This window comes from Sphingobium ummariense RL-3 (assembly GCF_000447205.1).
Taxonomy (GTDB): domain Bacteria; phylum Pseudomonadota; class Alphaproteobacteria; order Sphingomonadales; family Sphingomonadaceae; genus Sphingobium; species Sphingobium ummariense.
In genome coordinates this window covers 33,938-58,742 of the sequence record NZ_AUWY01000132.1, presented here as the reverse complement: position 1 = coordinate 58,742, position 24,805 = coordinate 33,938, and the positions used below count along the sequence as shown (strand labels likewise).

Here is a 24,805-nt window from a genome sequence, read left to right as displayed (position 1 = left end):
TGTCAACGGCGGAGCAAAAGTCGGCCATTCGGCGGCGTAAAACCAGGCCATCGTGTTACATGCCGGGGGTAGTGGCGTGAGGGCGTAGCCCGAGGGCCACTCCCCCCGGCATTGGTGTAATTTTCAGGGTCTGGTTTTGGCCTTGCGGGCCCGGCTGTGCGCGAGGCGATAGCTTTCGCCGTTCATCTCGAGGATGCTGACGTGATGGGTCAGGCGATCGAGGAGCGCGCCTGTGAGACGCTCAGATCCGAAGGTTTCGGTCCATTCGTCGAAGGGCAGGTTGCTGGTGATGAAGGTGGAGCCGCGTTCGTAACGCTGGGAGATCAGCTCGAACAACAGTTCGGCGCCGGTCTTGGAGAGCGGCACAAAGCCCAGTTCGTCGATGATGAGCAGCTTGTATCCGGCCATCTGCTTCTGGAAGCGCAGAAGACGGCGCTCGTCGCGGGCCTCCATCATTTCGCTGACCAGCGCTGCCGCGGTGGTGAAGCCCACCGACAGTCCTTTCTGGCATGCTGCCAGTCCGAGCCCCAACGCTACGTGCGTCTTTCCGGTGCCTGATGGCCCCAGAGCGATGGCGTTCTCACGCCGCTCGATCCACTCGCAGCGCGCCATCTCGAGCACCTGCATCTTGTTGAGCCTGGGGATGGCGGCGAAGTCGAAGCTGTCGAGGCTTTTGACGGCGGGGAAGCGCGCGGCCTTGATGCGCCGCTCGACCATGCGACGCTCCCTGTCGATCATTTCCATCTCGACGAGGCGGGCGAGGAAGCGGATATGATCGACGCCTTCAGCGGCACATTGCCGCGCGAGCTTGTGATGCTCACGCAGGCACGTAGGCAGCTTGAGCGCCTTGAGATGGTGAGCGAGAAGGATCTCCGGGGCCTGATCGCTCATGCGGCCTCCTGCCGGTCGGAGAGCAGGCTCAGATAGGCTCTGGCAAAGGTCTTCTCGACCGTGGTGCGTGGCAGGAAGGGATAGACGTCCAGGTCCAGCCTGGGCGGTACGCGTTCGATCCGGCACAGGACGAGGTGCTTGACGGCATCGAAGCCGATGGCGCCAAGATCGATGGCCTGTTCGACCGCCGCCTGGAGATCGGCGAGGGTGAACGTTTCCAGCAGGCGCAGTACCTGCACATATTCGCGCTTGCCATGTTTGTGCATGCGCCCTTCCATCAACCGCTGCAGTGTCGTGAACGCTTCGGGCAGGTCCCAGCCCTGCAAAGGCGCAGCCTGGTCGAATGCGTTGATCTTCTGCTCGATCAGCGGGAGATAATGGAGCGGGTCGAAGGCAACCTCCTCGCGGGCATAGCAACGAGGATGACGGGCGATGACTTCGCTGCGGCAGCCGATCACCACCTCATCGACATAGGCCCTGATCCAGACCTCCTGATGGCCCCAGGCCACCGGAACCGAATAATCGTTGGTCCTGTAGCGCACCAGGGATTGCGAGGAGACCCGCCCGCCTTTCTGATCGCAGGCCTCGAAGGGTGTAGCGGGCAGAGGCTGCATGGCGGCAAGATCGCGCTGCAGCCGCTCACCGATCGTCTCGCTCTGCCCGCGCACCTTGTCCTGCTGGCGCTCGCGGCATTGCTCCTCCAGCCACAGGTTGAACGCCTCCCAGGTCGGGAACTTCGGGATCGGCACCATGAAGTTGCGCCGGCAATAGCCTACCAGCCCCTCCACATTGCCCTTCTCGTTCCCCTTGCCCGGGCGAGCATAGCGGTCGCGGATCACGTAATGTGACAGGAAAGCGCTGAACAATGTTGCACGCTGCCGCGTGCCGTCGGGCAGGATCTTCGCCACAAGGCAGCGATCGTTGTCATAGACGATCGAGCGCGGTACCGCGCCGAAAAACGCGAAGGCATGCACGTGTCCGTCCACCCAGGCCTCCGCCACCGCCGCCGGATAGGCCCGCACATAGCAGGCATCACTGTGCGGCAGATCGAGCGCGAAGAAGTAGGCCTTCTGCTCCACCCCGCCGATCTCCACCAGCGCTTCCCCGAAATCGGCCTGCGCATCTCCCGCAGGGTGCGCCAGCGGCACGAACATCTCCCGGCTGCGCTGTTCGCGCTCCCGGATGTAATCCTTGATGATCGTATAGCCGCCGGTGAAACCATGCTCGGTGCGCAAACGGTCGAATACCCGCTTCGCCGTATGGCGTTGCTTGCGCGGGACACTGCGGTCACCCTCAAGCCATCCATCAATGATCGCCACAAACCCGTCCAGCTTCGGGCGCTGCGGTACGGACTGGCGCCGGTAACCCGGCGGCGATGAAAACGACAGCATCTTGCGTACCGTATCGCGCGACACATTGAAACGCTTCGCCGCCGCCCGTTGGCTCATGCCATCCGCGCAAGCCAGACGGACCTGAAGATAAAGTTCCACGCTGTAGATCCCCACACCTCCCTGACTCGGCAGAAAGGCTTCAAGGTGGACGACTTTTACGCCGCCCGCAGCAGGACTATCCCGCCGCTACCGTGGTCGAATATTGCTCCGCCGTTCTCAGCAGGCCACGGTGACGCGATAGCCTTCAGCCAGCGCTCCTCTAACTAGGTTCAGCCGATGCGACACGAAAAAGGGGGCATCGCCCACGAAGAAAAGAATGGTCTTATCGGCGGATTTCATCGGTTACGCCTCGTCCGCTGTCGCGACACGATCCCCAGCGCCCCTCCCTAGGGCCGTCGCGATGATAATGTGGATGTCGAGCAGTAGTGAACGCAGCTTCTTGTAGCGATGATCGCTTTGTGCAAGCTTGCTCGGTTGACTCATGTCGATTTCACGGATTTGGGCATAACCCGTGATGCCAGGCTTCATTTCGTAGATACCCAGCGCCTTGCGCGCATTTACCAACTCCGTTTGTGAAAAAAGACAGGGACGGGGACCGACAAGAGTCATGTCTCCACGCAGCAAGTTGAACGCCTGCGGCAGTTCATCAAGCTTCGTGCGGCGAAGAAAAGCGCCGGTTTTCGTCACGGCGCTTGCGCTGACCTCATGTGTTCCTGCCGAGACAGTGTCGCGTTTCATGGTGCGGAACTTGTACAGCGTAAAGGGGGTTTGCCTCGCACCAACGCGCTCTTGCGCAAAGATCACCGGGCCAGGGCTATCCAGACGGATTGCAACCCAAAGCACGACGAAAACCGGAAACAGGAACAGCAGAATTCCGATCGCGACGCCCAGGTCCATCGTTCGCGTGATCACGCGATAGAGAAGCGAAGTCGAAAGATCGTCGGTTAATATTCCGGGCGACGGCAGATCATGGGCCGGTCCCAAGGCATAATCGGCCAAGCTTTGCGCTGAAGTGGCGGGCTTCAATATTTTAATGAGAGCAAACAACGCCCCGCCGATCTTCGAACCGAAACGCTGAAGAATATAGAGTTTTTCTCCGAAATAGCCTTGGTCGTGAAAATAGCCAATATGGATATTGTCGAGACGTTCGCCGATCTCCTCGCAGAGTTTCTTGCTCCCTATCGCCTTACTGACTGCGTAATGACATTCATCATTGCCATCGAGCGATAGGACCGATGAGATATTCAGAAAGCGCTTTCCGTTCATCCGCACGAACTCACGGGCGATACGAAGCGCGAAATCGACGTTGACGGCGAAGAAGTCCGCCAGCGAGCCTCCTTTGTCATTATTGTGAACCGCCAGATGGATCAGCGTGTCGCAGATGGAATGACCTCTCAAACCTTCATAGTCAGTTGTATCTACACCAGCAGAATGTGCATAAAGCGCCCGCAGCGCAACAGCGTCGCGGCCGACCGCCAATACCCTGCCACCCCTTTCCGCCAGAATGGGGACGAGATGTCGGCCAACGTTGCCTGACGCGCCTGTTACGATAAAATCGTAGAGATTAGGTGAAACGATAGCCATAAAAGAATTTTTTGTGGTATTTTTGCAGTGGAAATGATTGGCGCGTCAACCAGTACGACGCATTTTTGTCAACGCACTTTCTGTATATGCTACTGTCGCATTCCGCGATATGGTTATGAAGAATTTACTGACATCGAATTTTATATCGCAACGTGCATTAGAGCCCGATTCAAAAGTTTCTCAGGCGTAGCAATACCTTGCGGTTCTGCGGATGAGCATGCGGATAGAAGCGATCATAGTCCAGGCGGTTGAAGAGGCGATGGTCGCTTCCCAGTCCTTTGCGAGGCGGCGACACCGTCCCAGCCAGGCGAAGGTGCGCTCGACGACCCAGCGGCGCGGGAGGACTTCAAAGCCCTTGGCTTGATCAGATCGTTTGATGATCTCGATCACCCAGTTCCCGGCTTTGGCGAGTGCCGTTCTGAGCTTGTCACCGGCGTAGCCACCATCGGCGAAGATATGGCGCAGCCAAGGGAAGCGCTGGCAAATCCTTTTGAGCACGTCGACGGCGCCATCCCGGTCCTGAGTATCGGCGGTGTGCACGAGGATGGAGATCAGAAAGCCGGAGGTGTCGGTCAGGATATGACGCTTTCGACCTTTGACTTTCTTGCCTGCGTCATACCCACTCGGACCGCCGCTCTCGGTCGTTTTCACGCTCTGGCTATCGATGATGCCCGCACTGGGAGAGGCTTCGCGCCCCTCGATCTCTCGCAGGTTCATGACCAGCAGCGTGTTCATCACCTCAAACAATCCCGCGTTACGCCAGGCGTAGAAATAGCGCCGGACCGTCGAGACCGGTGGAAAGCACTTGGGCAGCAGGCGCCAGGCACATCCGGCCGAGGCCAGGTAGAGCAACGCGTTGGCCACTTCACGCATATTCGTGCTGCGACGCCGACCGCCGTGCTTTGCCGGAGGAATGAACGGTGCCACCAGCGCCCACTCTCTGTCCGTCATGTCGCTTGGATACCGCAGTCCTTTGCGGCTATGCTCATCTCGAGCAATGCCAGTCCATGCCATTGATCACTCCATCTCTCGCAAGGACGGCGTGAATCATAACATGCTGGTATTGCTCAACAACTTTTGGATCGGGCTCTTAGAGCCCGATTCAAAAGTTTCTCAGGCGTAGCAATACCTTGCGGTTCTGCGGATGAGCATGCGGATAGAAGCGATCATAGTCCAGGCGGTTGAAGAGGCGATGGTCGCTTCCCAGTCCTTTGCGAGGCGGCGACACCGTCCCAGCCAGGCGAAGGTGCGCTCGACGACCCAGCGGCGCGGGAGGACTTCAAAGCCCTTGGCTTGATCAGATCGTTTGATGATCTCGATCACCCAGTTCCCGGCTTTGGCGAGTGCCGTTCTGAGCTTGTCACCGGCGTAGCCACCATCGGCGAAGATATGGCGCAGCCAAGGGAAGCGCTGGCAAATCCTTTTGAGCACGTCGACGGCGCCATCCCGGTCCTGAGTATCGGCGGTGTGCACGAGGATGGAGATCAGAAAGCCGGAGGTGTCGGTCAGGATATGACGCTTTCGACCTTTGACTTTCTTGCCTGCGTCATACCCACTCGGACCGCCGCTCTCGGTCGTTTTCACGCTCTGGCTATCGATGATGCCCGCACTGGGAGAGGCTTCGCGCCCCTCGATCTCTCGCAGGTTCATGACCAGCAGCGTGTTCATCACCTCAAACAATCCCGCGTTACGCCAGGCGTAGAAATAGCGCCGGACCGTCGAGACCGGTGGAAAGCACTTGGGCAGCAGGCGCCAGGCACATCCGGCCGAGGCCAGGTAGAGCAACGCGTTGGCCACTTCACGCATATTCGTGCTGCGACGCCGACCGCCGTGCTTTGCCGGAGGAATGAACGGTGCCACCAGCGCCCACTCTCTGTCCGTCATGTCGCTTGGATACCGCAGTCCTTTGCGGCTATGCTCATCTCGAGCAATGCCAGTCCATGCCATTGATCACTCCATCTCTCGCAAGGACGGCGTGAATCATAACATGCTGGTATTGCTCAACAACTTTTGGATCGGGCTCTTAGAGTCCGGAACCTCAGCCCAGCTGAAGGTCGCGAAACAGATTGAGACGCCTTGCTCTCCATGACCCCATTATGCGGCGGCCTTGCGCCGACCGCGGAGAGAAGCGAGTGATCCATGGGAACGATCACGTAATCGAGGAAGCAGCTTGACCCAAAGGGACCCAATCAGAGAAGGCTCTTAGATACGATCAAAATATCGCATCTAATATCTCCTTTAATTATATATTATCTACAATGACATTCCTGCCACCGCGCGTTAACTGAACAAAATTAGAATGCGTTGTCATCCACTATGATTTCTACTGGCAGTGTGATCTGCGCTGCGCAACCATAGTGGTGGCTCTGAAAGAATCAATGCACAAGCAAAGAGTATTTACCAAATGCCCTCCCACCCCGCCCTCGTCTATCGCTGTAGTCCGGCTCTTGCGCTGTTCCTGTTGCTGCTAAGCGCCTTATGCGTTGCGGGCGGTGCGTCGCATGCCGATGTCACGGGTCAGGTCGTTACCCGCACCGCGACGTGGCTGATACTGGTTCTGGCGATCCTGTGCGGCGTGCGGCCCATTGGCAGAAGCGCGGGGCCGGTTTTCTGGCTGCTGCTGGCGACAGTGCTGCTAGTCCTGCTGCAGCTTGTGCCCTTGCCCCCCAGCCTCTGGGCAGCGCTGCCGGGCCGGGAATTCCTGCTCAGCGCGCCCTTAAGCCAGGAAGCATGGCGTCCTTGGTCTCTCGCTCCCTCCACGACGATCAACGCGGCTTCTTCCCTGATCGTGCCGGTTGCCATCCTTTATCTCGTCAGTGCGATACCGCAGGAGGAGAGGGCATGGCTTCCGGCGATCATGCTCGGGGCTATATTCTTTTCGATGCTGGTCGGACTACTCCAGTTCTCCGGCTTCATCATCGACAATCCGTTCATCAATGACTCAAGAGGCAGCGTGGGCGGCACATTCGCCAATCGCAATCATTTTGCATTGTTCCTGGCCATGGGCTGCCTGATCGCGCCTGTATGGGCCTTTGCCGGAAAGCAGAGCCCAGGATGGCGCGCGCCGGTCGCGCTGGCTCTAATGACGCTCTTTGCGCTCACCATCCTGGCAACCGGATCGCGCGCAGGTATCCTGACCGGACTGCTGGCACTGGCGCTGGGCCTCGCCCTGTGCTGGCATGACGTCCGCCGCGCCTTGCACGGAGCACCGCGCTGGGTGTTCCCGACGCTGATCGCGGCGATCGTCAGCGTCATCGCCCTTTTCATACTCGTGAGCATCGCAGCCGACAGGGCAGAAGCCGTGCGTCGCGCGTTCGAGATCGACCCCGGCCAGGATATGCGCACGCGCGGCCTGCCGACGGTGCTGTCGATGATCGCCGCATATTTCCCCGCCGGCGCGGGTTTTGGCGGTTTCGATCCGGTATTTCGCCTGCATGAGCCGTTTCAGTTGCTAAAGCCGACCTATTTCAATCATGCCCATAATGATTTTCTGGAGATCGTGCTCGATGGCGGCTTGCCTGCGCTCCTGCTCCTGCTCGTTGCAATCATATGGTATGGAATGGCGAGCGTGAGCGCCTGGCGGGCAAATGGAAGACATTCTGTCCTGCCCAAATTAGGGGCGGCCATATTATTTCTCATCCTTGTCGCAAGCGCCTTCGACTATCCGGTGCGCACGCCGATGATGATGGCGATAATCGTCATCGGCGCGTCTTGGCTCTGCCAAAATAGGACAGCGTCGATGACGGCCGACTTTACCTGATTGCGATCAGCATCTAAGGCGAAAATCTCTTCAGCGGGAAGATATGGGCGCATGCGCAAATTTATTGTTTCGATCATCATGGCGGCAGGCCTTGCCGGCTGCGCGTCAACACCGCCGCCACAATCCAGCGCGCAACTGACCGTCATTCCTGATAGTCAGGGCCTGCCCGCGCCCAATCGCAGCGATCTGGCAGCAGCCGATCGACCTGCGCTGATCGGCCCGCTCGACACGATATATGTCGACATCTTCAATGTGCCCGAACTTAGCCGCGAGATGCAGGTGGACGCGAGCGGACGCATCTCGATGCCGCTGGTGGGCGCCATCGATGCGCGCAACAAGACCGCCGAAGAGTTGGCTAATGCAATCGAAGACGCATTACAGGGGCGTTATGTCCGCCACCCCCAAGTGACTATCAACATCAAGAGTTCAGTCAGTCAGGTCGTGACGGTCGATGGCGAGGTAAAGGAACCGGGTCTTTATCCGGTCACCAATCAGATGACACTGATGCGCGTCATCGCTTCGGCAAAAGGCCTGTCGGAATTTGCAAAACAGGAACAGGTGGTGATCCTGCGTACCGTCGATAATCAACGGATGGCGGGTCTCTACGATATCAGCGCGATCCGTCGTGGCGCCTATGCCGATCCTCCAGTCTATGCCAATGATGTTGTCATCATCGGAGATTCTCCGCAACGTCGTCTTTTTCGAGATGTCGTTTCTCTAGCACCTCTACTCGCGGCACCCCTTGTCGCAGTCCTGCGTTGAGGCTTACAGCCATATGACCGATAGTGCTTTAATCCCAGGCAGCCACGTGGCCGCAGCAGCTTTGCTGCAGGCACAATCGGAGAACACTTCCCCTCCCTTATTGCGCCAATATTTGCGTATCGCCATGCGCTGGCGCTATGTGATCATTGGCGCGGTCGCGATATGCTTCCTTATCGGCCTGATCGCCACCTTGCTGATGACGCCGCAATATACGGCATCCTCGACGATAGAAATCTCGCGTGAGGCGGACAAGGTCACAGATCTTCAGGGGGTCGAGCGCGACGCCGGCATTGCCGACCAGGAATTTTACCAGACGCAATATGGCTTGCTGCAATCGCGTGCGCTTTCCGAACGCGTAGCGACGCAGCTCAAGTTGACGGAATCCCAGAATTTCTTCGGGATGTTCGATTTCAAGAGCGATGATCCGGCCTTCACCCTTGCCAATGGTCGATATCCTGCATCGAGCCGCGCCACGCGGCAGCGTGTTGCCGGCGAAATATTGCGCAAGCATCTCAGCATCAGTCCGACGCGCATGTCCCGGTTGGTCGAGATCAAATTCACCAGCCCCGACCCGGTTTTTTCGGCCTCGGTCGCCAACACATGGGCAGAGAATTTCATCCAGACCAATCTGGAACGCAAAATCCAGGCTACCTCTTATGGTCGCGATCTTCTCCAGAAGCAGCTCGCACAGCTGAAGCAACGGCTCGATGAATCGCAACGTCAACTGGTCAACTATGCCTCTTTCGCCAAGATCATCAATCTGCCCTCTCAATCGAACAATGGGCAGTCCGGTTCGGAACGCTCGATCGTCGTCGACGATCTGGCCGCTATCAATGCCGCACTAGCGCAAGCGACCGCAAATCGTATCGAAGCGCAGGCGCGCTATCAACAAAATGGGCGGGCCGGCGCGTCAGCGGAAGCGTTGAGTAATTCTGCGATCAACAGCCTGCGCCAACGCCGCGCCGAACTGGCGGCCGAATATCGGCGGCTGATGACGCAGTTCGAGCCGGGCTATCCCGCTGCCCAAGCCATTCAGGCGCAGATCATCCAGCTCGACCGCAGTATCGCAAGCGAAGAAGGACGCGTGACCTCATCGCTGCTCGCCGATTACCGGCGGACGCAGGAACAGGAACAGGCACTGCAAGCCAAGGTCGAGCAACTTAAAGGCGATTATCTCGACCTCCGTCGTCGCAGCATCCAATATAATATCTATCAGCAGGAAGTGGATACCAACCAGGCACTCTATGATGGCCTGCTCCAGCGCTTCAAGGAAATCGGCGTCGCGGGCGGTGTTGGCGTTAACAACGTCTCAGTCGTCGATCCGGCGCAGACTCCCAAAACGCCTTCAAGCCCGAAATTGCTAATCAACCTCGCCATCGCCCTATTGGCGGGCTTGGGTATTGGCGCAGCGCTAGCCTTTGGCCTTGAACAGATTGACGAAGGCATCACCGACCCGGCGCAAGCCAAGCGCGAGCTTGGCTTGCCGCTGCTCGGCTCGATCCCCAAGATCGAAGAGGCACCCAAGGACATCCTGCTCGATCGCAAGTCCGATCTTGTCGATGCCTATCTGACGGTGCAGACTAATCTCGCTTTCTCCACCGAACACGGCGTTCCGCGCTCCTTCTCCGTCACCTCAACGCGGCCGACGGAAGGCAAATCGACTACCTGTCTTGCACTCGCCACGACGCTAGCACGCGGCGGCAAACGGATCATCCTCATCGATGGCGACATGCGCAATCCGTCGATCCATCATCTGGGCGGCGTTAGGCATGATCGGGGTCTCAGTAACTATCTGACCGGCGAAGACAACATCGACAGCCTGACCTTCCCGATGGAGGAATTGGGCTTCACCGCAATGTCGGCTGGACCACTTCCGCCCAACGCGGCGGAACTGCTGACCGGCAATCGTCTCTCGCAGCTCATCGCACGACTGCTGGAAAGCTACGATCATGTCATCATCGACTCCCCACCGGTCATGGGCCTCGCCGATGCACCGCTTATCGCCACCAAGGTCGAGGGCGTCGTCTATGCCGTTGAATCCCATGGCATCCGCACCGGCCTAGTGAAGGAGGCGCTCGGCCGCCTCATCACTGCCAACGTCCGCATCATCGGCAGCGTACTGACCAAGTTCGACGCCAAAAAGGCGCATTACGGTTATGGCTATGGTTATGAATATGGCTACCGCTATGGCCGCAAGGCAAAGACCGACGCCGCCTGATGAAGGATAAGCCCTCCCAGCCGCGACCTTCATCGCGCGAATGGGGTATTCGCCTCGTTCTGGCCGGGGTCGTCAGCTGGATTGGCTATTTTTCGGTCATACAGTCGCTAGCGCTGGTGTTACCCGACAGCCGGATCGAGGAAGCCTATGCGCTGGCGCCAAATAATGGACGCATAGCGGGGCGCCTTTCGCAGGCGCTTTATCGTCCGGATGCGAGCGAAGCGGATCGGACCCGTGCGGTCACCCTCGCGCGCAATGCGCTGCGGCATGATCCGACCGCCGTCGAAGCGGTGGCGACGCTTGCCACCGATGCCCTTGCGCACGGCGACCAAGAGGGGGGTGAGCGTCTGCTTGCCTATTCGCAAAGACTGTCGCGGCGCGACCTGCGCACGCAGTTGATGGCGATCGAGCTGGCTGTGGCGCAGGATGACATTTCCGGCGCACTTCGGCATTATGATATCGCGCTACGTACCAAGAAGAACGCGCCCGAGCTCCTTTTTCCCGTGCTGACCTCTGCGCTGTCCGACCCGTCGATCCGCGCAGAGCTGGTCAAAACCCTAGTCGGACAACCCATCTGGGGCACCAAATTCATATATCATACTGCACGGAACGAACCTGACCCAGCGGCAAGCGCCGCCTTCTTCCGCGCCTTGCAGGCAGCACGCGTTCCCGTGCCAGAAGCTGCGGGCGTGTCGCTCATCAACCAGTTACTGGCAGCCAAGCTGTTCGATGAGGCCTGGGCCTATTATGCCGTCACTCACGCTGGCAGCGATCCGCGTCAGTCGCGCGACCCCGCTTTCAGAATCCTACTCGAGGCGCGCAGCGCGTTTGACTGGGTGGCAGTTAACGGTCTCGGCGTATCGACCGCGATCCTGCCCGATGCCACCAACGGCCTGTTCGATTTCACTGTGTCGATGGGCAATGGCGGCCCGCTGCTGCAACAACTCCAGATGCTGCCGCCGGGAGATTATGTGCTGGAAGGGCGGAGTGTCGGGATCAATCAGCCCGCGCGTTCGCGACCCTATTGGGCGCTGCGCTGCCAGACAGGCGGTGAGGTTGGAAGAGTGGAACTGCCCAATTCGTCGCAGGCGAGTGGCCGTTTCCGAGGCAGTCTCAGGGTGCCCGCAGATTGCCCGGTACAGATGCTAACGCTGGTCGCGCGGTCGTCCGACGATATTGGCGGCGTGTCGGGACAGATTGACCGCATCCAGATCCGCCCTGCAAGGACCGCCTCATGAGATTTTCTGCGTTCATCATTGGCACCGCGGCCGCCCTGCCACTGGTCGCCTCTCCCACACAGGCGCAAGAGACGCCGCGTCCCGGGCAAGTCGCAGACTCTGCCGTGGGACAGGTGGGGCAGCGCCAGACCGCCGCTAGCATCCAGGCCGAACCGATGGGCCGCATCAGCAATCGTGTCACCAATCGGGTGCAGAACCGCATCCGCAATCGGATTGACCGCTCCTACAATCCCACCGCCAATACGACATCCCCTTTCGAGGTTGCAGCTGAACAGATCACGCGCGGACAACCGGAGCAGTAAAAACCGGTCTCAAGGTTAGCCCACCGCCCGTAAATATTGATAAAGCGTTTCCCGACTGATTCCCATGTCGCGGGCAATTACCGACTTCTTCTCGCCGTCACCCACGCGACGCACCAATTCGGCCACGAGCTCCTTCGAAAGCATCTTGCGCCGCCCACGATAGGCCCCGCGCTGTTTAGCAAGCGCAATGCCTTCGCGTTGGCGTTCGCGGATCAGGGCACGCTCGAACTCGGCGAACGCGCCCATGACCGAGAGCATGAGATTGGCCATCGGTGAATCCTCGCCGGTGAAGGAGAGGCTTTCCTTGACGAACTCAATGCGGATGCCTTGACGGGTGAGCGACTGGACAAGCTTGCGCAGGTCATCGAGATTGCGCGCGAGGCGGTCCATGCTGTGGACGACCAGTGTGTCGCCCTCGCGAATGAAGGAGAGCATCGCGTCGAGCTGCGGGCGGCCAACATCCTTGCCTGAGGCGCGGTCGGTAAAGACTCGGTCGAGAACAATGCCGTCCAACTGGCGGTCAACATTCTGTTCAAAGGCGCTGACCCGGACATAGCCAATCCTCTGCCCCTTCATTTTACCCCCCTGATGCCCGATCTGTCAGGTTAAGGCCTTAGATGTTGGTCACCACATGTCAAGAATATCCTAACACGGCTCTTAGCTGACATATTTTGGATCGCCTGCCTGACGTCCGGATAGGCTATACTCCAAGCTGACATCACAAAATCAAATCCCTCAAAGATGGCGTCAATTGCCTTGATGGGGTAAAAACTGGAGTGCTTCCAGGATGGGACATTCGGCAACGTCATCTCCAGTGCATCTGGCTAACGTGGTCGCCAGCGTCACCTCTATCTTCTGCAAATCTGCAATGCGGCGGCGGACATCTTCAAGGTGGAGTTCGGTTCTCGCCATAACCTCCGCGCAGGTTTGTGCACCGGTATCGGTGAGCGACAACAATGACCGTATCTCATCCATTGCATAGCCAAGGTCGCGCGCGCGCAGGATGAACTGCAACCTTTGCACCAGTTCCGGCGAATAGACGCGGTAGCCGTTGGAACTGCGAGGCGGCCCCGGCAGCAATCCCACCTTCTCGTAATAGCGGATGGTTTCGAGATTGCAGCCTGTTTTCCGGGCAAGCTGGGCACGCAAGATGCCGACCTGTTGCTCCATGAAAATACCTCTTGAGTCTGTAGTGGCTACAGAGCCTACACTGCGAATCACTCAGTTGGAACAAGGGATTCAAGCCATGGTCTCAACGCCGGAAGCGGGACAGCCAGCCCTCACCGAAAACCACGAGCCGAAGCAGGCAAACTGGGTTGCGGCGGGCGCATTGATCGGCGCGGGGCTCGCCTCGGCTTGCTGCGTCGTCCCGCTACTGTTGGTTATGCTCGGAATTTCCGGCGCGTGGATCGCCAACCTGACGGCGCTCGAACCTTACAAGCCCTATGTCGCAGGCGTAACGCTCGCGCTGCTCGGCTACGGCTTCTGGCATGTCTATTTCAAGCCGAAACCGCCCTGTGAAGACGGTTCCTACTGCGCTCGTCCACAATCGGCTTGGACCACCAAGGCGGTGCTGTGGCTGGGCCTTGCCGTCGCCATCCTGGCGCTCACCATCGACTGGTGGGCACCCTGGTTCTATTGAAAGGAAATACCCATGAAAAAGACAGTATGTATCGCTATGGCCGTGCTGGCTATGGCTGGCGGCGGGGTCGCCTATGCAGTTAGTGGCACGGCGCAAGATCGCCCCGCGGCTACCGCAACCGCTCAGAAGCAAACCACCTTTGCCATAGAGAACATGACCTGCGCCACCTGCCCGATCACCGTGAAGAAGGCGATGGAAGGCGTCGCCGGGGTAACGGCGGTCACGGTCGATTTCGCAGCCAAGACCGCGCGCGCAACCTATAACCCGCGCCGCACCAATGCTGCTGCGATTGCCGCTGCATCAACCAACGCGGGTTATCCGGCGCGCGCTATTCAAAACTGAGCGGGGCGCCGCCAGCGCCTCAAGAAAGCGATAAGCAATGAACGACTGTTGCAACCGCCCCGGGCAGGAAGGATTTGACGTGGCCGTCATCGGCGCGGGTTCTGCCGGGTTCTCCGCCGCGATCGCCGCTGCCGATCTGGGCGCGAAAGTGGCGCTCGTCGGTCACGGCACGATTGGCGGCACCTGTGTCAATGTTGGCTGCGTTCCTTCCAAGACGCTGATCCGCGCCGCCGAAGCGGTGCATGGTGGGCTTGCCGCCGCGCGCTTTCCCGGCCTTGGGGGCGCTGTCCAGATGGATGACTGGTCCGTATTGGCGGCGTCGAAGGACGATCTTGTCACGACGCTGCGCCAAAAAAAATATGTCGATCTGCTGCCCGCCTATGACGGTGTGAGCTATATCGAGGGCAAGGCACGCTTTGCCGATGGTGCGCTGATTGTCGGCGATGCGCCCATGAAGGTCGGCAAGGTCATATTGGCGATGGGTGCGCACGCCGCCGTGCCGCCGATTCCGGGGATGGACAGCGTGCCCTACCTAACCAGCACATCGGCGCTGGCGCTGGATCGCTTGCCCAAATCGCTGCTGGTGATCGGTGGCGGGGTGATCGGGGTAGAACTGGGACAGATGTTTTCGCGTCTGGGCGTTGATGTCACCATCTGCTGCCGAAGCCGCCTGCTCCCCGAAATGGACCCGGAAGTGAGTGCCGCGCTGAAAAACTATTTGGAAGCCGAGGGCGTGCGGGTTTGCGCAGGTGTCGGCTATCAGCGTATCGCCCAAACACAGAGCGGGGTCGAATTGACCTGCGAGGGGCATTGTGACACCGTCGCGGCGGAACAGGTGCTCATCGCCACCGGACGCCGACCCAATAGCGACGGGCTTGGGCTGGAGGAGCGCGGCATAGTGCTTGCCCGTAATGGTGGAATCGTCGTCGATGACCACCTCGAAACGTCGGTTCCAGGCATTTACGCGGCGGGCGATGTAACGGGACGGGACCAGTTCGTCTACATGGCCGCCTATGGCGCAAAACTGGCCGCGCGCAACGCGGTGACGGGCAACCAATACCGCTACGACAATTCCTCCATGCCATCCGTCGTCTTCACCGACCCGCAAGTCGCCAGCGCCGGCCTCACTGAAACGACAGCACGGGCGCAAGGCCTGGACATCAAGGTTTCGCTGCTCCCGCTCGATGCTGTGCCAAGGGCACTGGCAGCACGCGATACGCGGGGTCTCATCAAACTGATTGCCGACAAGGCGAACGACCGTTTGCTGGGCGGCCAGATCATGGCACCCGAAGGCGCGGATTCGATCCAGACACTGGTGCTGGCGATCAAACACGGCATGACCACCCTGGAATTGGGTGCAACGATATTTCCTTACCTGACCACTGTGGAAGGCCTCAAACTGGCGGCCCAAACGTTTGATAAGGATGTCGCCAAACTGTCTTGCTGCGCCGGGTGATTGCTCGGGGATCAACCGGCAACGAATGGCCTCCCTCCAGTGCAAGCCGCTTTGGTGTCAATTTTGTTATTCGCCTCAGCGGGAGAGCAAAATGGCACGACGCCGACTTCTGACCGGAGACGAGCGCCGGCGCCTGTTCGATCCTCCTGTCCAAGAAACCGCGATCATTGGGCATTATACCCTTTCTGCGGAAGATGTTGAATTGGTTGGGCGCCGCTATGGTCCAGCAAATCGCCTCGGTCTGGCTGCACAAATCGCTTTGATGCGACATCCCGGCTTTGGTCTGCAACCCGAGATCGGGCTTCCCGACGTCATTCTTCAGTACCTCGCGGCACAGTTATTCGTCGATCCTTCCTCCTTCTCTGCATATGGTCAGCGCGCGCAAACCCGTACCGATCATGCCGATCTCGTGGCGCGTTATCTTGGCATACGCCCGTTTCGACGCGGCGACCTGGCACTTGCCCTGAATCTTGCCGCGCAAGCCGCCGAGTATACAGACAGAGGTGAACCGATTGTTCGCGCCCTCATGGTTGGCCTGAAGGGTGAGCGGTTCATTCTTCCGTCAGGCGACACACTGGAACGCGCCGGTCTTGCTGGCCGGGCACGCGCACGCAAAGCTGCCGCAGCCGCAATCGTCGAAGGCCTCAGCTCTGCTGAACTGACACGGCTAGACGAACTCGTAATCAACAACCCGGATTTCGGCATGACACCGCTGGCGTGGTTGCGTAATTTCGAAGAAGCCCCGACTGCGGCCAATATCAATGGCTTGCTTGAGCGCCTGCGCTATGTTCGCGGCATAGGTATCCACCCGGTAGTTGGGGGCGCCATTCCGGAATTCCGCTTTGCCCAATTTGTCCGCGAGGGCGGCGTGGCACCGGCATTCCTGCTTTCGGATTACAGCGTCAATCGCAGGCGGGCGACGTTGACGGCCGCAGTGATCGACCTTGAGGCCAGACTTGCCGATGCCGCGATCCAAATGTTTGACCGACTTATCGGCGGCATGTTCACGCGCGCGCGGCGTGGGCGCGAGCGTCGCTACCAAGATAGTATTCAGTCGGTGGGGCAACTCATGCGGCTGTTTGGCGCCACGATTACAGCACTTGATGAGGCTGTCCAGAATGGCGGCGATCCGCTCGAATTGATTGACGAAGCGGTGGGCTGGCACCGGCTTGTTGCGGCAAAGGCCCAAGTAGATGCCCTTGCTGATCTTGCCGGCGAGGACGCACTGGTAACGGCAACCGAGCGTTACGCCACGCTACGGCGTTTCAGCCCGGCATTTCTGGACGCCTTCACCTTCAAGGCGTCTGGAACAGGGACGGCACTGATCAAAGCCATCGATGTCATTCGCGATGCGAACACACGAAAGTCGCGCGACCTTCCCGATGGCGTTCCACTGCCATTCCCCAATCGGCAGTGGAAGCGTCTCATCACCGAAAGCGGCCGTATCGACCGCCGACGTTATGAAATTGCGATCATGGCAACCTTGCGTGATCGTTTGCGCGCCGGTGATGTATGGATCGAGGGAACCCGCAACTATCAGCGCTTCGATGCCTATTTGCTGGGTCGGCGCGACGCCGCCAAAGTGGCGGATGTGCTTCCGTTCGATTCAAATGCTGCATCCTACCTCGCTGACCGGGCACGAAATCTTGACTGGCGGCTGCGCCGATTTGCCAAGCAGTTGAAAACAAACAAGCTTGAGGGAGTGTCGCTCGAACGAGACCGGCTCAAGCTTCAGCAAATGCCGCCTGTCACCCCACCGGAAGCTGAAGCCCTCGATCGCAAGCTCGATACCCTGCTTCCCCGCGTGCGCATCACCGAGCTGCTGCTTGAAGTCGCCGAACGCACTGGTTTTTTGAACGCATTCCGTGACCTGCGCTCAGGCAAGGAGCACGACAACCCCAGCACGGTACTCGCCGCAATTCTGGCTGATGGCACCAACCTCGGGCTGGAGCGGATGGCCAATGCCAGCGAAGGCGTCAGCTATGCCCAACTCGCATGGACCCACAACTGGTATCTTTCACCCGAGAACTATCAGGCCGCGCTGGCCATGATCATCTCAGCCCATCACGAATTACCCTTCGCGCGGCATTGGGGCGCTGGCACCAGTTCGTCGTCCGATGGCCAGTTCTTCCGGTCGGGGCGGAGCCGTTCAGGGGCGGCGGACGTCAATGCCAAATATGGCGCCGAACCTGGCGTGAAAATCTATTCTCACCTTTCCGATCACTTCGCATCATTCGGATCACGGATCATGTCCGCGACGGCAGGTGAAGCGCCTTACGTGCTCGACGGGCTTGTCCTGGGCGCCGGCAACCTTCCGTTGCATGAGCACTATACCGATACCGGCGGCGCCACCGATCATGTTTTCGCACTCTGCCACCTACTCGGGTTCCGCTTCGCGCCCCGGCTGCGCGATATTGGCGACCGCAAGCTGGGTTCGATCGCTGCGCCATCGACATACAAGGGCATCGAAAATCTGATGGGCCGCACCATCAAAACGGCAGCGATCGAGGCCGATTGGGATGACATCGTCAGGATTGTCGCCTCAATCAAGGATGGCACGGTGGCGCCGTCAGTAATCTTGCGAAAACTTGCCGCCTACAAACGCCAGAACAGGCTGGATTTTGCATTGGCTGAACTGGGCCGTATCGAGCGCACTTTGTTCACGCTCGATTGGCTTGAACAACCGGAACTGCGACGTGCCTGTCAGGCCGGTCTCAACAAAGGCGAGGCGAGGCACACGCTTGCCGCCGCCATCTATACCAACCGGCAGGGTCGGTTCACCGATCGCTCGCTGGAAAATCAGGAATTTCGCGCATCTGGGCTGAACCTGCTGATTGCGGCGATTTCCTACTGGAACACGGTCTATCTCGACCGGGCCGCCCAGCACCTCAACGCTGTCGGCACGACGTTCGATGCGGCACTGCTTGCGCACCTTTCTCCGATGGGCTGGGCGCACATCAGTCTGACCGGCGATTACCTCTGGGAGCAGGCCAGGCGACTTCCAGCAGGTGAATTCCACCCACTCAACGAGCCAATGGCGCGGTTGAAGCGTGTAGCGTAGCCCATGTTCCGCTTATGTCCGAGAAATCGTTGTCTGGCGAACAAACCTTGAGGTGACGCCTACTTGCCGTGCTTGGTCCAACCAACGCTGTTTGCACGTTCCAAAGCGACCAAGGCGTCTGATACCGCCTTCTGCGCGACTAGAAGATAACCTTCGGCAATGCTGGGCCATGTTAGCTCATCGAACGGATTTGTGACGTTGCCGCTGAAATAGTCGAGAGCTTCATGGGCGCGTGCAGCCGCCTCGATTACCTTGGCGGTATGTTTCTTTGCCCTGTCAGATTTCTTCATCGTGCCTCATGAAGCCATAGCCCATCAAGAGATCGCAAGCGGTGGCAGCTGCCACCGCTCTACCTTCCGTCAGTTTTGAGCCTGTCACGATCTACGGACAGCTGGGGTAGGACCGGATACTTTAAGGCTTCACGCTCCCGCGCCCGACCTTCATCTATCCCGTATGATGTGCCAATCATCAAACCTACGAAGAACACGGGGATCAAGAGCAGAAGCATCGAGCCGAAGCGTGTTCTACGGCGAGAGCTTTGGATCGCGAGCGCATCACGTTGCAGCTTGAGAGCTGTTATGATCGTCTCGGTAGCAAGGGTGATTTCATGGGCGTCGTCGCCCACATTTGTAAGCAATTGCTCAACGTCCGTCAGAGGGCGTTCCACCTGTTTACCCACTTCGCTTAGATCAGACCAAGCGAGGTTTCTGGAATGAATCACGCGAAGCAAGGTTTCAATGTGACGATCGAGATCGGACACGCCTCTCGATGGCACCGGATCAGACCGGGGAATGTTCATCGTGCGGTTTCCTGTTTCCAAAAGGCATGTGCCATGCACTTAGCGCGAGCGGGACGGCTTCCGCTCCTGCTGGCGAAGCGTCAAATCCTCGCGCGCTATGCGGGTAGCCTCGTTCTGGCGCTGTTGCTCGAAACGGGCCGCAGGAATCGGTCCGCCGTTCTCAATCCGCTTGGCCACCGTTTCCTTCGCGTTCTCGATGTAGCGCGCCTGATCCTCCTTTTTGGGAAAGCGCGTTTTAGCTTCGATTGAGGCCGCCAGGACGTGCGACTGCGCGGCCTTGAATTGCGGATCGGTCGCATTCTCGCGGTGGGAGTTACGGCGGAATTGCTCGGCCGCTGCGCGAGACTCGGTAGGGTCTTGCTTTGCCATGCTCGCTCTTTTCGTAGGGTCTTGAGCTTCGCGCGCCTTGTCACGCGCCGCCAGTCTTTCTCCCTCAAGCTTCAGCTGGGGAGAAGGCTCGAAGTCTTTGACGGCGACACCGGCGCGGGCGGCTTCCAGATAGACCGCCTTCTTGAAATCATCGCTGCCATGAACACGGATCGACTGCCAGCCATTATGCTTCGCAATGGCGACCGCATCGCCAATCGCATGGTCCTTGTTGATCCGAATGCCATCTTGTCCCTTGATCGACATATCGGGCTTTTCATCGCGGCCGCTCCGAAACAGATCGTCGCCTACGCGCAGATATTTGCGTTCGATCTGCGCCGGAAGGGCCAAGGTTGTATCCTCGACCTTCTTGTCTTGGTTCGCCGTCTTCGACGGAGCGTCGGCGCGGGAGGGCGCAGGCTCTGATTTTTCCGCCTTCGACCGTTCGCCCTCAACAATATTCAGCGCCTTGTCGGCCGGGGCCGATGGTGCCGCTTCGCGCTTTACCGTCCGAGGCCAAGCCTCAACATCGGCCAGCGCGGCGCGCTCGCGGGGCTCCAATTCAGCGGCAGGCGCCCCGCGTTTTACGGCGCTATGATAGTCCCTAATAGCAGGGCTTAAGTATTGCCCCACCGGCGTTGAGCCATCGTTCTGCCAGTCCGTGGATGCTAGCCAAGCAGTTTTGCCACCTTTCTGCATCGTCAGCGAATGATCGCCATTGTCCGCCTTGACGTAAGCCTGCATCGCATCGGGAAGAGTAGCGAACGACTGTTTGCTGTTCCCCGGTCCGCCGCGAACTTCGAAAGGGCGTGGCTCAGATGCACCGCGCTGGCTTGTGTCATCATCGGCCATATTCTTCTCCTTCACTTAGAACTAGATCCCGGCGCTGGCCTTCCCACTCCTCTTTTGTCGGGTCGGGACCAATAATGTCGTCGAAGTCGATTTCATCGAAAGCCATGCTGCCGTCCTTCACTGTCAGGTTCGGCATGTCGCGATCGAGGGCGAGAACGTCTTCGGGAATGTCCTGCACCTGGTCATCGGCCAGTGCGGAATAATCGTTGAAAGCCGCCAGCTCTTCATCGCTCAGATCATCGATGGTCGCGATCGGGGCGATCGGCTTGGGCAGCGCCGGCACTTTCGGCGCAGGCGTCAAGCGCGAGCGGAACACGGCATCCTTGAAGTAGCGAATTTTCTTCCCGCGAATGACGGGGATACCGCCCCGGATGACGAGAATATCGTCTTCGGGCAGCTGCATCAGCTCTTGAGGGAGCATCAGTGCGCGCCGCTGTTCGGAGATTGTCTTGCTTCGATTGGCGAGCAATCCATGTATCGTCAGGGACCGGCTTTCCGCATCCTGACCGAGATAACCGAGGCGTTCGGACAGTTCCTTTGCGACCCGCAGTTCCTTGGGCGTGAAGGCAATTTCGACCCCGCAGTTTGATACGATTTCGTCCGCGCCATGCTCCCCATAGACATTTCGCAGCTGGGAGCGTGACTGGATGACGGGAAGCAGACGAAGCCCATAGCCGCGCACATAGGAGAACGCATTTGCAATGACCTGGGCGCGGCCGAGCCGCGCAAATTCGTCCAGAATGAGCAGCACGGACAGCTTTTCGCTATCGTCGGGCAGTTGCCGCGTGTTGAGGTCGATCAGCTGTTGGAAAAACAGATTGTAGAGCGGCGCGACCCTATCGAGTTCATCCGGCGAAACGCCGAGATAGATCGAGGTCGGGATGCGGCGAAGGTCCGTCAGGGAAAAGTCGCTTTCGGCAGTCGCGCGATCGACAATCGGATTGATCCAGAGATTGAGCTTGGAGGTGACGGTCTGGATAATGCCGGTGAATGTGTTGTCAGCGCTGGACGTAAAATCGCTCAACGCAGCGCGGCACCCTTCCGATAGCGCACCATCGCCGGCTTCCTTGGCGAAGAATGCCTTCATCCCTGGCATCGTGATGGTCCGGTAGATCTCGCCAAACGAGAAGGGACGTTCAGGCTTGGCCGCGATCCACGATGCAATGCCGACAAATGCCGTGCGGGCTGATTCCGTCCAGAACGCCTCGCCCTTTTCCGGAGGCACGAAGAGCATCGTGGCGATCTTCTGCAATTCGACCAGAACCTCAATCGGGTCGGACCTGTTGATGTAGCTGAGCGGGTTGTAGCGGGCCGTGCGGCCTTCCCTGTCCGTAGGGTTGAACAGGACAACCTTTTGGCCGCCTTTGCGGCGGAAACCCGCCGTGATTTCGTAGTTCTCACGCTTAATATCGAGCACGACAACCGAATCCGGCCATTGCAACAGATTGGGAATGACGATGCCGACGCCCTTGCCCGATCCGGTAGGGGCTTCGAGCAATACATGCTCCATCTTACCCACCATGAGAAAGCCGTTGCGGAAAAAGCCATTGCGGAAGCGGCCGAGCACAATGCCCTTTTTCGCGCGAAGGCCCGCCTTGCGGATTTCACCTTCGCGCGCGAAACGAGCTTCACCGTGAAGGTTCTTTTTCGGCCGCAGGACGATCGCCATGAGCAACACCGGCAACGGCACGCCTATGACCGCGCCTCGCCAAAGCGCTTCGGTCACGACAGGATCATGCCGGTAATACCAGAAGAAGCCGGGGAGCGTGAGCGGATCATAAGCCGCGGCGGGCATCTTAAGGAAGAACCACGCCACCGTGCCGGTCAGCAGGCCGATCAGCAGGAGCGTGATCGGAAGGAGGACGAGGGCCAGTGCGAGCCTGTTAGAGCCTGTTTTCTGGATCAAAATATATCTCCGTCACGCGAAAGCGGCCTTCGACCTTCTTGGTCTGCACGACCACATCAACCAGCAGCTTGAGCAGGCTGCGAATGTCGTCACGGGCCAGATCGGCGCCGCCCTCGCTTTCCTTGACCAGCAATGTCAGCTGTTCGAACGCGAGTTCGGCCGAGTCCGCATGGATCGTCGTGATCGAGCCGGGATGGCCTGAGTTGACGTTGCGGAGATAGAAGAACGCGGTGCCGTCGCGCAGCTCCTGCAACAGTATCCGGTCAGGCCGCATACGCAGGGCCGATTCCAGAAGATCCTTTGCAGAGATTTTCGCGGTGCCCTGCTTGTCCTTCGCGTAGAGCATGTGGACCACGTTGCGATGCGGAACGACCAATTCGCGCGTGTCTTCGATCGTCAGCAGCCGCTCATGCGGCGGAATGAGCTGGATCAGCCCTTTAGAGAGCGTCGTCTTTCCCGAGCCGGTAGCGCCCGAAATCAGGATATTCTTGCGGCCTTGGACCGCCTTTTGGAAAAATTCGACGTGCTTTCCTGCGTCGAGCAGATCGCGCAATTCAACATCGAGCGGCGAGACTTGCCTAGTTGCGATCTTTGTCTCGCTAAACAGCCCACCGCGCTCGAAGTCCTCCATCGTCAACGTCACCGATGACGGTTTGCGGATGGTGATGGACACGGTGCCGGCAGGGACAGCAGGCGGCACAACCAGCTGCACGCGCTCACCGCTGGGGAGGATTGTGGAGCAGATCGGCGTGGACTGGCTTATGTCCTGATGCGTGAAAGCCGCCGCTGCCCGCGCGAGCGCGAGCAGCGACTTTTCATTGAGGTCAGGCAATGTCTCCCAGGACCATCCATTGCGCGTTTCAATCGCCGCTTCGCCAGCCTTGTTAATCACCAGCTCCGTTACGTCCTCACGCGCAAGAAGAGGACGCAGCGGCAGCAGGGCGTTTTCGAGGACAGCCGTATTGCTCACTGGCCGCGCCTCAGCCGCAGGCCGTAGATGTTGGAGAAATCGAAGTCGCGAGCGACCATAATCCCCACTTCCGCGCCCTGATTGATGCGAAGCACCGGCTGAATCTGCATCGTGTCCCGCAAGATCGTGTCCGACGCTTGGCTGGGAACCCGCGTGACATTATCGGCGTCGGAGACTTCCGAGGCGGCGATCGAGGCGGCATCGTTGAGCGAGCTGAACAACAGCGCGGCCCCGAAGCGTTCCCAAAAGAAGTTCTTCACGCCGCCTGCCATACCTGAACGGCCAAGCGCGTCGCTGGCGGGCGAACCTACGTCGATCGCCACGCCGCGAGGCGTAACCGCGCGGTTCCATACCGCAAAGAGACGATATTTGCCGCGCTGGACGCCGGTTTGATATTCGCCCAAGACGCGCGTTCCCTTTTCCAGCAGGACGACGCGGCCGTTGTCCGAATAAATGTCGCGGGGAATGATGCAGCTGACATATCCGGGCTGACTGGAATCCATCGCCGTTTGCAGCACGCACGGAATGAACGACCCTGCGAGGATCAGCATATCGCGGTTGCCAATGTCGCGGCCTGACACCCGATCAATTTGCGAGGTTTGGCGCATGTTTTCGAGATTTGTCCGGCGCGATCCACCTTGCCCATCACCATCGGCCGACGCACCAATCAACTGCGCGCCCTGTGCTCCTGTGCCGCCGCCCATGGGCAGGCCGGTGGCAGCTGCCACCGCTCCACCGACCCCGCCGCCGTTTTCGCCACCATAAGCCATGATCCCGGCGCGGCGTTGGGCCTCAGCGATGACTTGCCCCTCAGACTTTTGGGGGCGGCCATTCGCGCCGCCCGTGCGGGGCGCTTGGCTTCCATCAAGCGCCGGCACTTCCGTCATGGGCACCGGCGCGTTCGGATCATTTGGCGCATCGGCAAGCGTGGGCGCTATGATCGACTTGGGATCGTAGTTGGCGAGCTGCCTTTCATCCGGCTTTTCCGCTTTCTCGGCCTTTTCGGTTGGATCGCTCCGCATCGCGTCGATTGTGCTGAAACCGAGAACGATCGCGCCGCAGGCAACCGCCGCGAGAACGACCGCCTTTTTGGGGTCGATCGACCTGTTCGGCAGAGCGGCAATCTTCGCCTGGCGCTCGCTTTGCCGCTCAATATCTTCGGGATCGGGCACCGGCTCAGACGCGAGGGGCCGGTTTTCGACCGTCTCGCCCTGCGAGATGATGTTGTCGCCATGCGGCGCGTTGTCATGATCGTTCGCAGCCAT

The 24,805-nt window shown here is 59.2% G+C and carries 23 protein-coding genes; 9 read left to right on the top strand and 14 right to left on the bottom strand.

Going from position 1 to position 24,805, the window contains the following annotated elements:
• Positions 1–123: 123 nt before the first annotated feature.
• The 6 genes from istB to M529_RS46200 all read right to left on the bottom strand — a co-directional run bounded on the left by istB (position 124) and on the right by M529_RS46200 (position 5,813).
• Positions 124–891, bottom strand: a complete 768-nt coding sequence (gene istB, locus M529_RS46215) for an IS21-like element ISSsp5 family helper ATPase IstB (RefSeq protein WP_007686288.1) — start codon at positions 889–891, stop codon at positions 124–126.
• Positions 888–2,381, bottom strand: coding sequence for an IS21 family transposase (istA, locus tag M529_RS46210; protein ID WP_031294232.1), 1,494 nt, complete (start codon positions 2,379–2,381; stop codon positions 888–890). Before istA ends, istB begins: the two co-directional genes overlap by 4 nt.
• Positions 2,382–2,498: 117 nt before the next feature.
• A complete protein-coding gene (locus M529_RS50650) occupies positions 2,499–2,621 on the bottom strand; it encodes a hypothetical protein (protein WP_021319990.1) in 123 nt (40 codons plus the stop codon).
• Positions 2,622–2,624: 3 nt separating this feature from the next.
• Complete coding sequence (locus M529_RS48805) at positions 2,625–3,866, bottom strand: sugar transferase (protein ID WP_084491343.1); 1,242 nt, start codon at positions 3,864–3,866, stop codon at positions 2,625–2,627.
• A 180-nt stretch (positions 3,867–4,046) separates the two neighbouring features.
• Positions 4,047–4,880: an IS5 family transposase gene (locus tag M529_RS46205; RefSeq protein ID WP_040601335.1), complete on the bottom strand. Its 834-nt coding sequence runs from the start codon at positions 4,878–4,880 to the stop codon at positions 4,047–4,049.
• Between the two features lie 99 nt (positions 4,881–4,979).
• Complete coding sequence (locus tag M529_RS46200; RefSeq protein ID WP_040601335.1) at positions 4,980–5,813, bottom strand: IS5 family transposase; 834 nt, start codon at positions 5,811–5,813, stop codon at positions 4,980–4,982.
• 712 nt (positions 5,814–6,525) lie between these two features.
• Between M529_RS46200 and M529_RS46195 the strand changes: the two genes are divergently transcribed.
• Genes M529_RS46195 through M529_RS46175 form a run of 5 tightly spaced genes read left to right on the top strand, consistent with a single transcriptional unit; the run spans position 6,526 to position 12,146 of the window.
• The gene (locus M529_RS46195; protein WP_161626385.1) at positions 6,526–7,626 is read left to right on the top strand and encodes an O-antigen ligase family protein; all 1,101 of its coding nucleotides are present in this window, start codon (positions 6,526–6,528) and stop codon (positions 7,624–7,626) included.
• Between the two features lie 51 nt (positions 7,627–7,677).
• A complete protein-coding gene (locus tag M529_RS46190) occupies positions 7,678–8,388 on the top strand; it encodes a polysaccharide biosynthesis/export family protein (protein WP_021319986.1) in 711 nt (236 codons plus the stop codon).
• Positions 8,389–8,401: 13 nt separating this feature from the next.
• A complete protein-coding gene (locus M529_RS46185) occupies positions 8,402–10,606 on the top strand; it encodes a GumC family protein (protein ID WP_040601332.1) in 2,205 nt (734 codons plus the stop codon).
• Positions 10,606–11,844 (top strand): tetratricopeptide repeat protein, encoded by a 1,239-nt coding sequence (locus M529_RS46180; RefSeq protein WP_021319984.1) that lies wholly within the window; start codon positions 10,606–10,608, stop codon positions 11,842–11,844. Before M529_RS46185 ends, M529_RS46180 begins: the two co-directional genes overlap by 1 nt.
• Positions 11,841–12,146, top strand: coding sequence for a hypothetical protein (locus M529_RS46175; RefSeq protein WP_021319983.1), 306 nt, complete (start codon positions 11,841–11,843; stop codon positions 12,144–12,146). Before M529_RS46180 ends, M529_RS46175 begins: the two co-directional genes overlap by 4 nt.
• 15 nt (positions 12,147–12,161) lie before the next feature.
• Here the strand turns inward: M529_RS46175 and M529_RS46170 are convergent, their stop codons facing one another.
• Both M529_RS46170 and M529_RS46165 read right to left on the bottom strand, forming a co-directional pair.
• On the bottom strand, positions 12,162–12,722 hold the full coding sequence (locus M529_RS46170; RefSeq protein WP_021319982.1) for a recombinase family protein: 561 nt from the start codon (positions 12,720–12,722) through the stop codon (positions 12,162–12,164).
• Between the two features lie 171 nt (positions 12,723–12,893).
• On the bottom strand, positions 12,894–13,316 hold the full coding sequence (locus tag M529_RS46165; RefSeq protein WP_014072603.1) for a MerR family transcriptional regulator: 423 nt from the start codon (positions 13,314–13,316) through the stop codon (positions 12,894–12,896).
• 76 nt (positions 13,317–13,392) lie between these two features.
• Here M529_RS46165 and M529_RS46160 point away from each other — a divergent pair, with 76 nt between their 5' ends.
• From M529_RS46160 to M529_RS46145, 4 genes are all read left to right on the top strand, one after another.
• Entirely contained in the window at positions 13,393–13,788 is a 396-nt protein-coding gene (locus M529_RS46160; RefSeq protein WP_014072602.1) for a mercuric transporter MerT family protein, read from the top strand.
• Between the two features lie 12 nt (positions 13,789–13,800).
• Positions 13,801–14,130 (top strand): heavy-metal-associated domain-containing protein, encoded by a 330-nt coding sequence (locus tag M529_RS48800; protein WP_004213249.1) that lies wholly within the window; start codon positions 13,801–13,803, stop codon positions 14,128–14,130.
• Positions 14,131–14,209: 79 nt separating this feature from the next.
• A complete protein-coding gene (merA, locus tag M529_RS46150) occupies positions 14,210–15,586 on the top strand; it encodes a mercury(II) reductase (RefSeq protein WP_021222959.1) in 1,377 nt (458 codons plus the stop codon).
• A gap of 91 nt (positions 15,587–15,677) precedes the next feature.
• The gene (locus tag M529_RS46145) at positions 15,678–18,647 is read left to right on the top strand and encodes a Tn3 family transposase (protein WP_014072601.1); all 2,970 of its coding nucleotides are present in this window, start codon (positions 15,678–15,680) and stop codon (positions 18,645–18,647) included.
• Positions 18,648–18,706: 59 nt separating this feature from the next.
• Here M529_RS46145 and M529_RS46140 read toward each other — a convergent pair whose 3' ends face one another.
• From M529_RS46140 to virB10, 6 genes are read right to left on the bottom strand one after another with little or no spacing between them, the layout of a single operon-like run.
• Positions 18,707–18,937 carry a hypothetical protein gene (locus M529_RS46140; RefSeq protein ID WP_004213230.1) on the bottom strand — a complete coding sequence of 77 codons (231 nt, stop codon included), beginning with the start codon at positions 18,935–18,937 and terminating at the stop codon, positions 18,707–18,709.
• Positions 18,938–18,996: 59 nt separating this feature from the next.
• Positions 18,997–19,446 carry a hypothetical protein gene (locus M529_RS46135; protein ID WP_004213229.1) on the bottom strand — a complete coding sequence of 150 codons (450 nt, stop codon included), beginning with the start codon at positions 19,444–19,446 and terminating at the stop codon, positions 18,997–18,999.
• A 39-nt stretch (positions 19,447–19,485) separates the two neighbouring features.
• Positions 19,486–20,664: an LPD7 domain-containing protein gene (locus M529_RS0125235; RefSeq protein WP_004213228.1), complete on the bottom strand. Its 1,179-nt coding sequence runs from the start codon at positions 20,662–20,664 to the stop codon at positions 19,486–19,488.
• On the bottom strand, positions 20,654–22,570 hold the full coding sequence (locus M529_RS46130) for a type IV secretory system conjugative DNA transfer family protein (protein ID WP_004213227.1): 1,917 nt from the start codon (positions 22,568–22,570) through the stop codon (positions 20,654–20,656). The genes M529_RS0125235 and M529_RS46130 overlap by 11 nt, the downstream gene beginning before the upstream one ends.
• Positions 22,548–23,540, bottom strand: coding sequence for a P-type DNA transfer ATPase VirB11 (gene virB11 / locus M529_RS46125; protein WP_004213226.1), 993 nt, complete (start codon positions 23,538–23,540; stop codon positions 22,548–22,550). Before virB11 ends, M529_RS46130 begins: the two co-directional genes overlap by 23 nt.
• Positions 23,537–24,805, bottom strand: coding sequence for a type IV secretion system protein VirB10 (gene virB10 / locus M529_RS46120; RefSeq protein ID WP_004213224.1), 1,269 nt, complete (start codon positions 24,803–24,805; stop codon positions 23,537–23,539). Before virB10 ends, virB11 begins: the two co-directional genes overlap by 4 nt.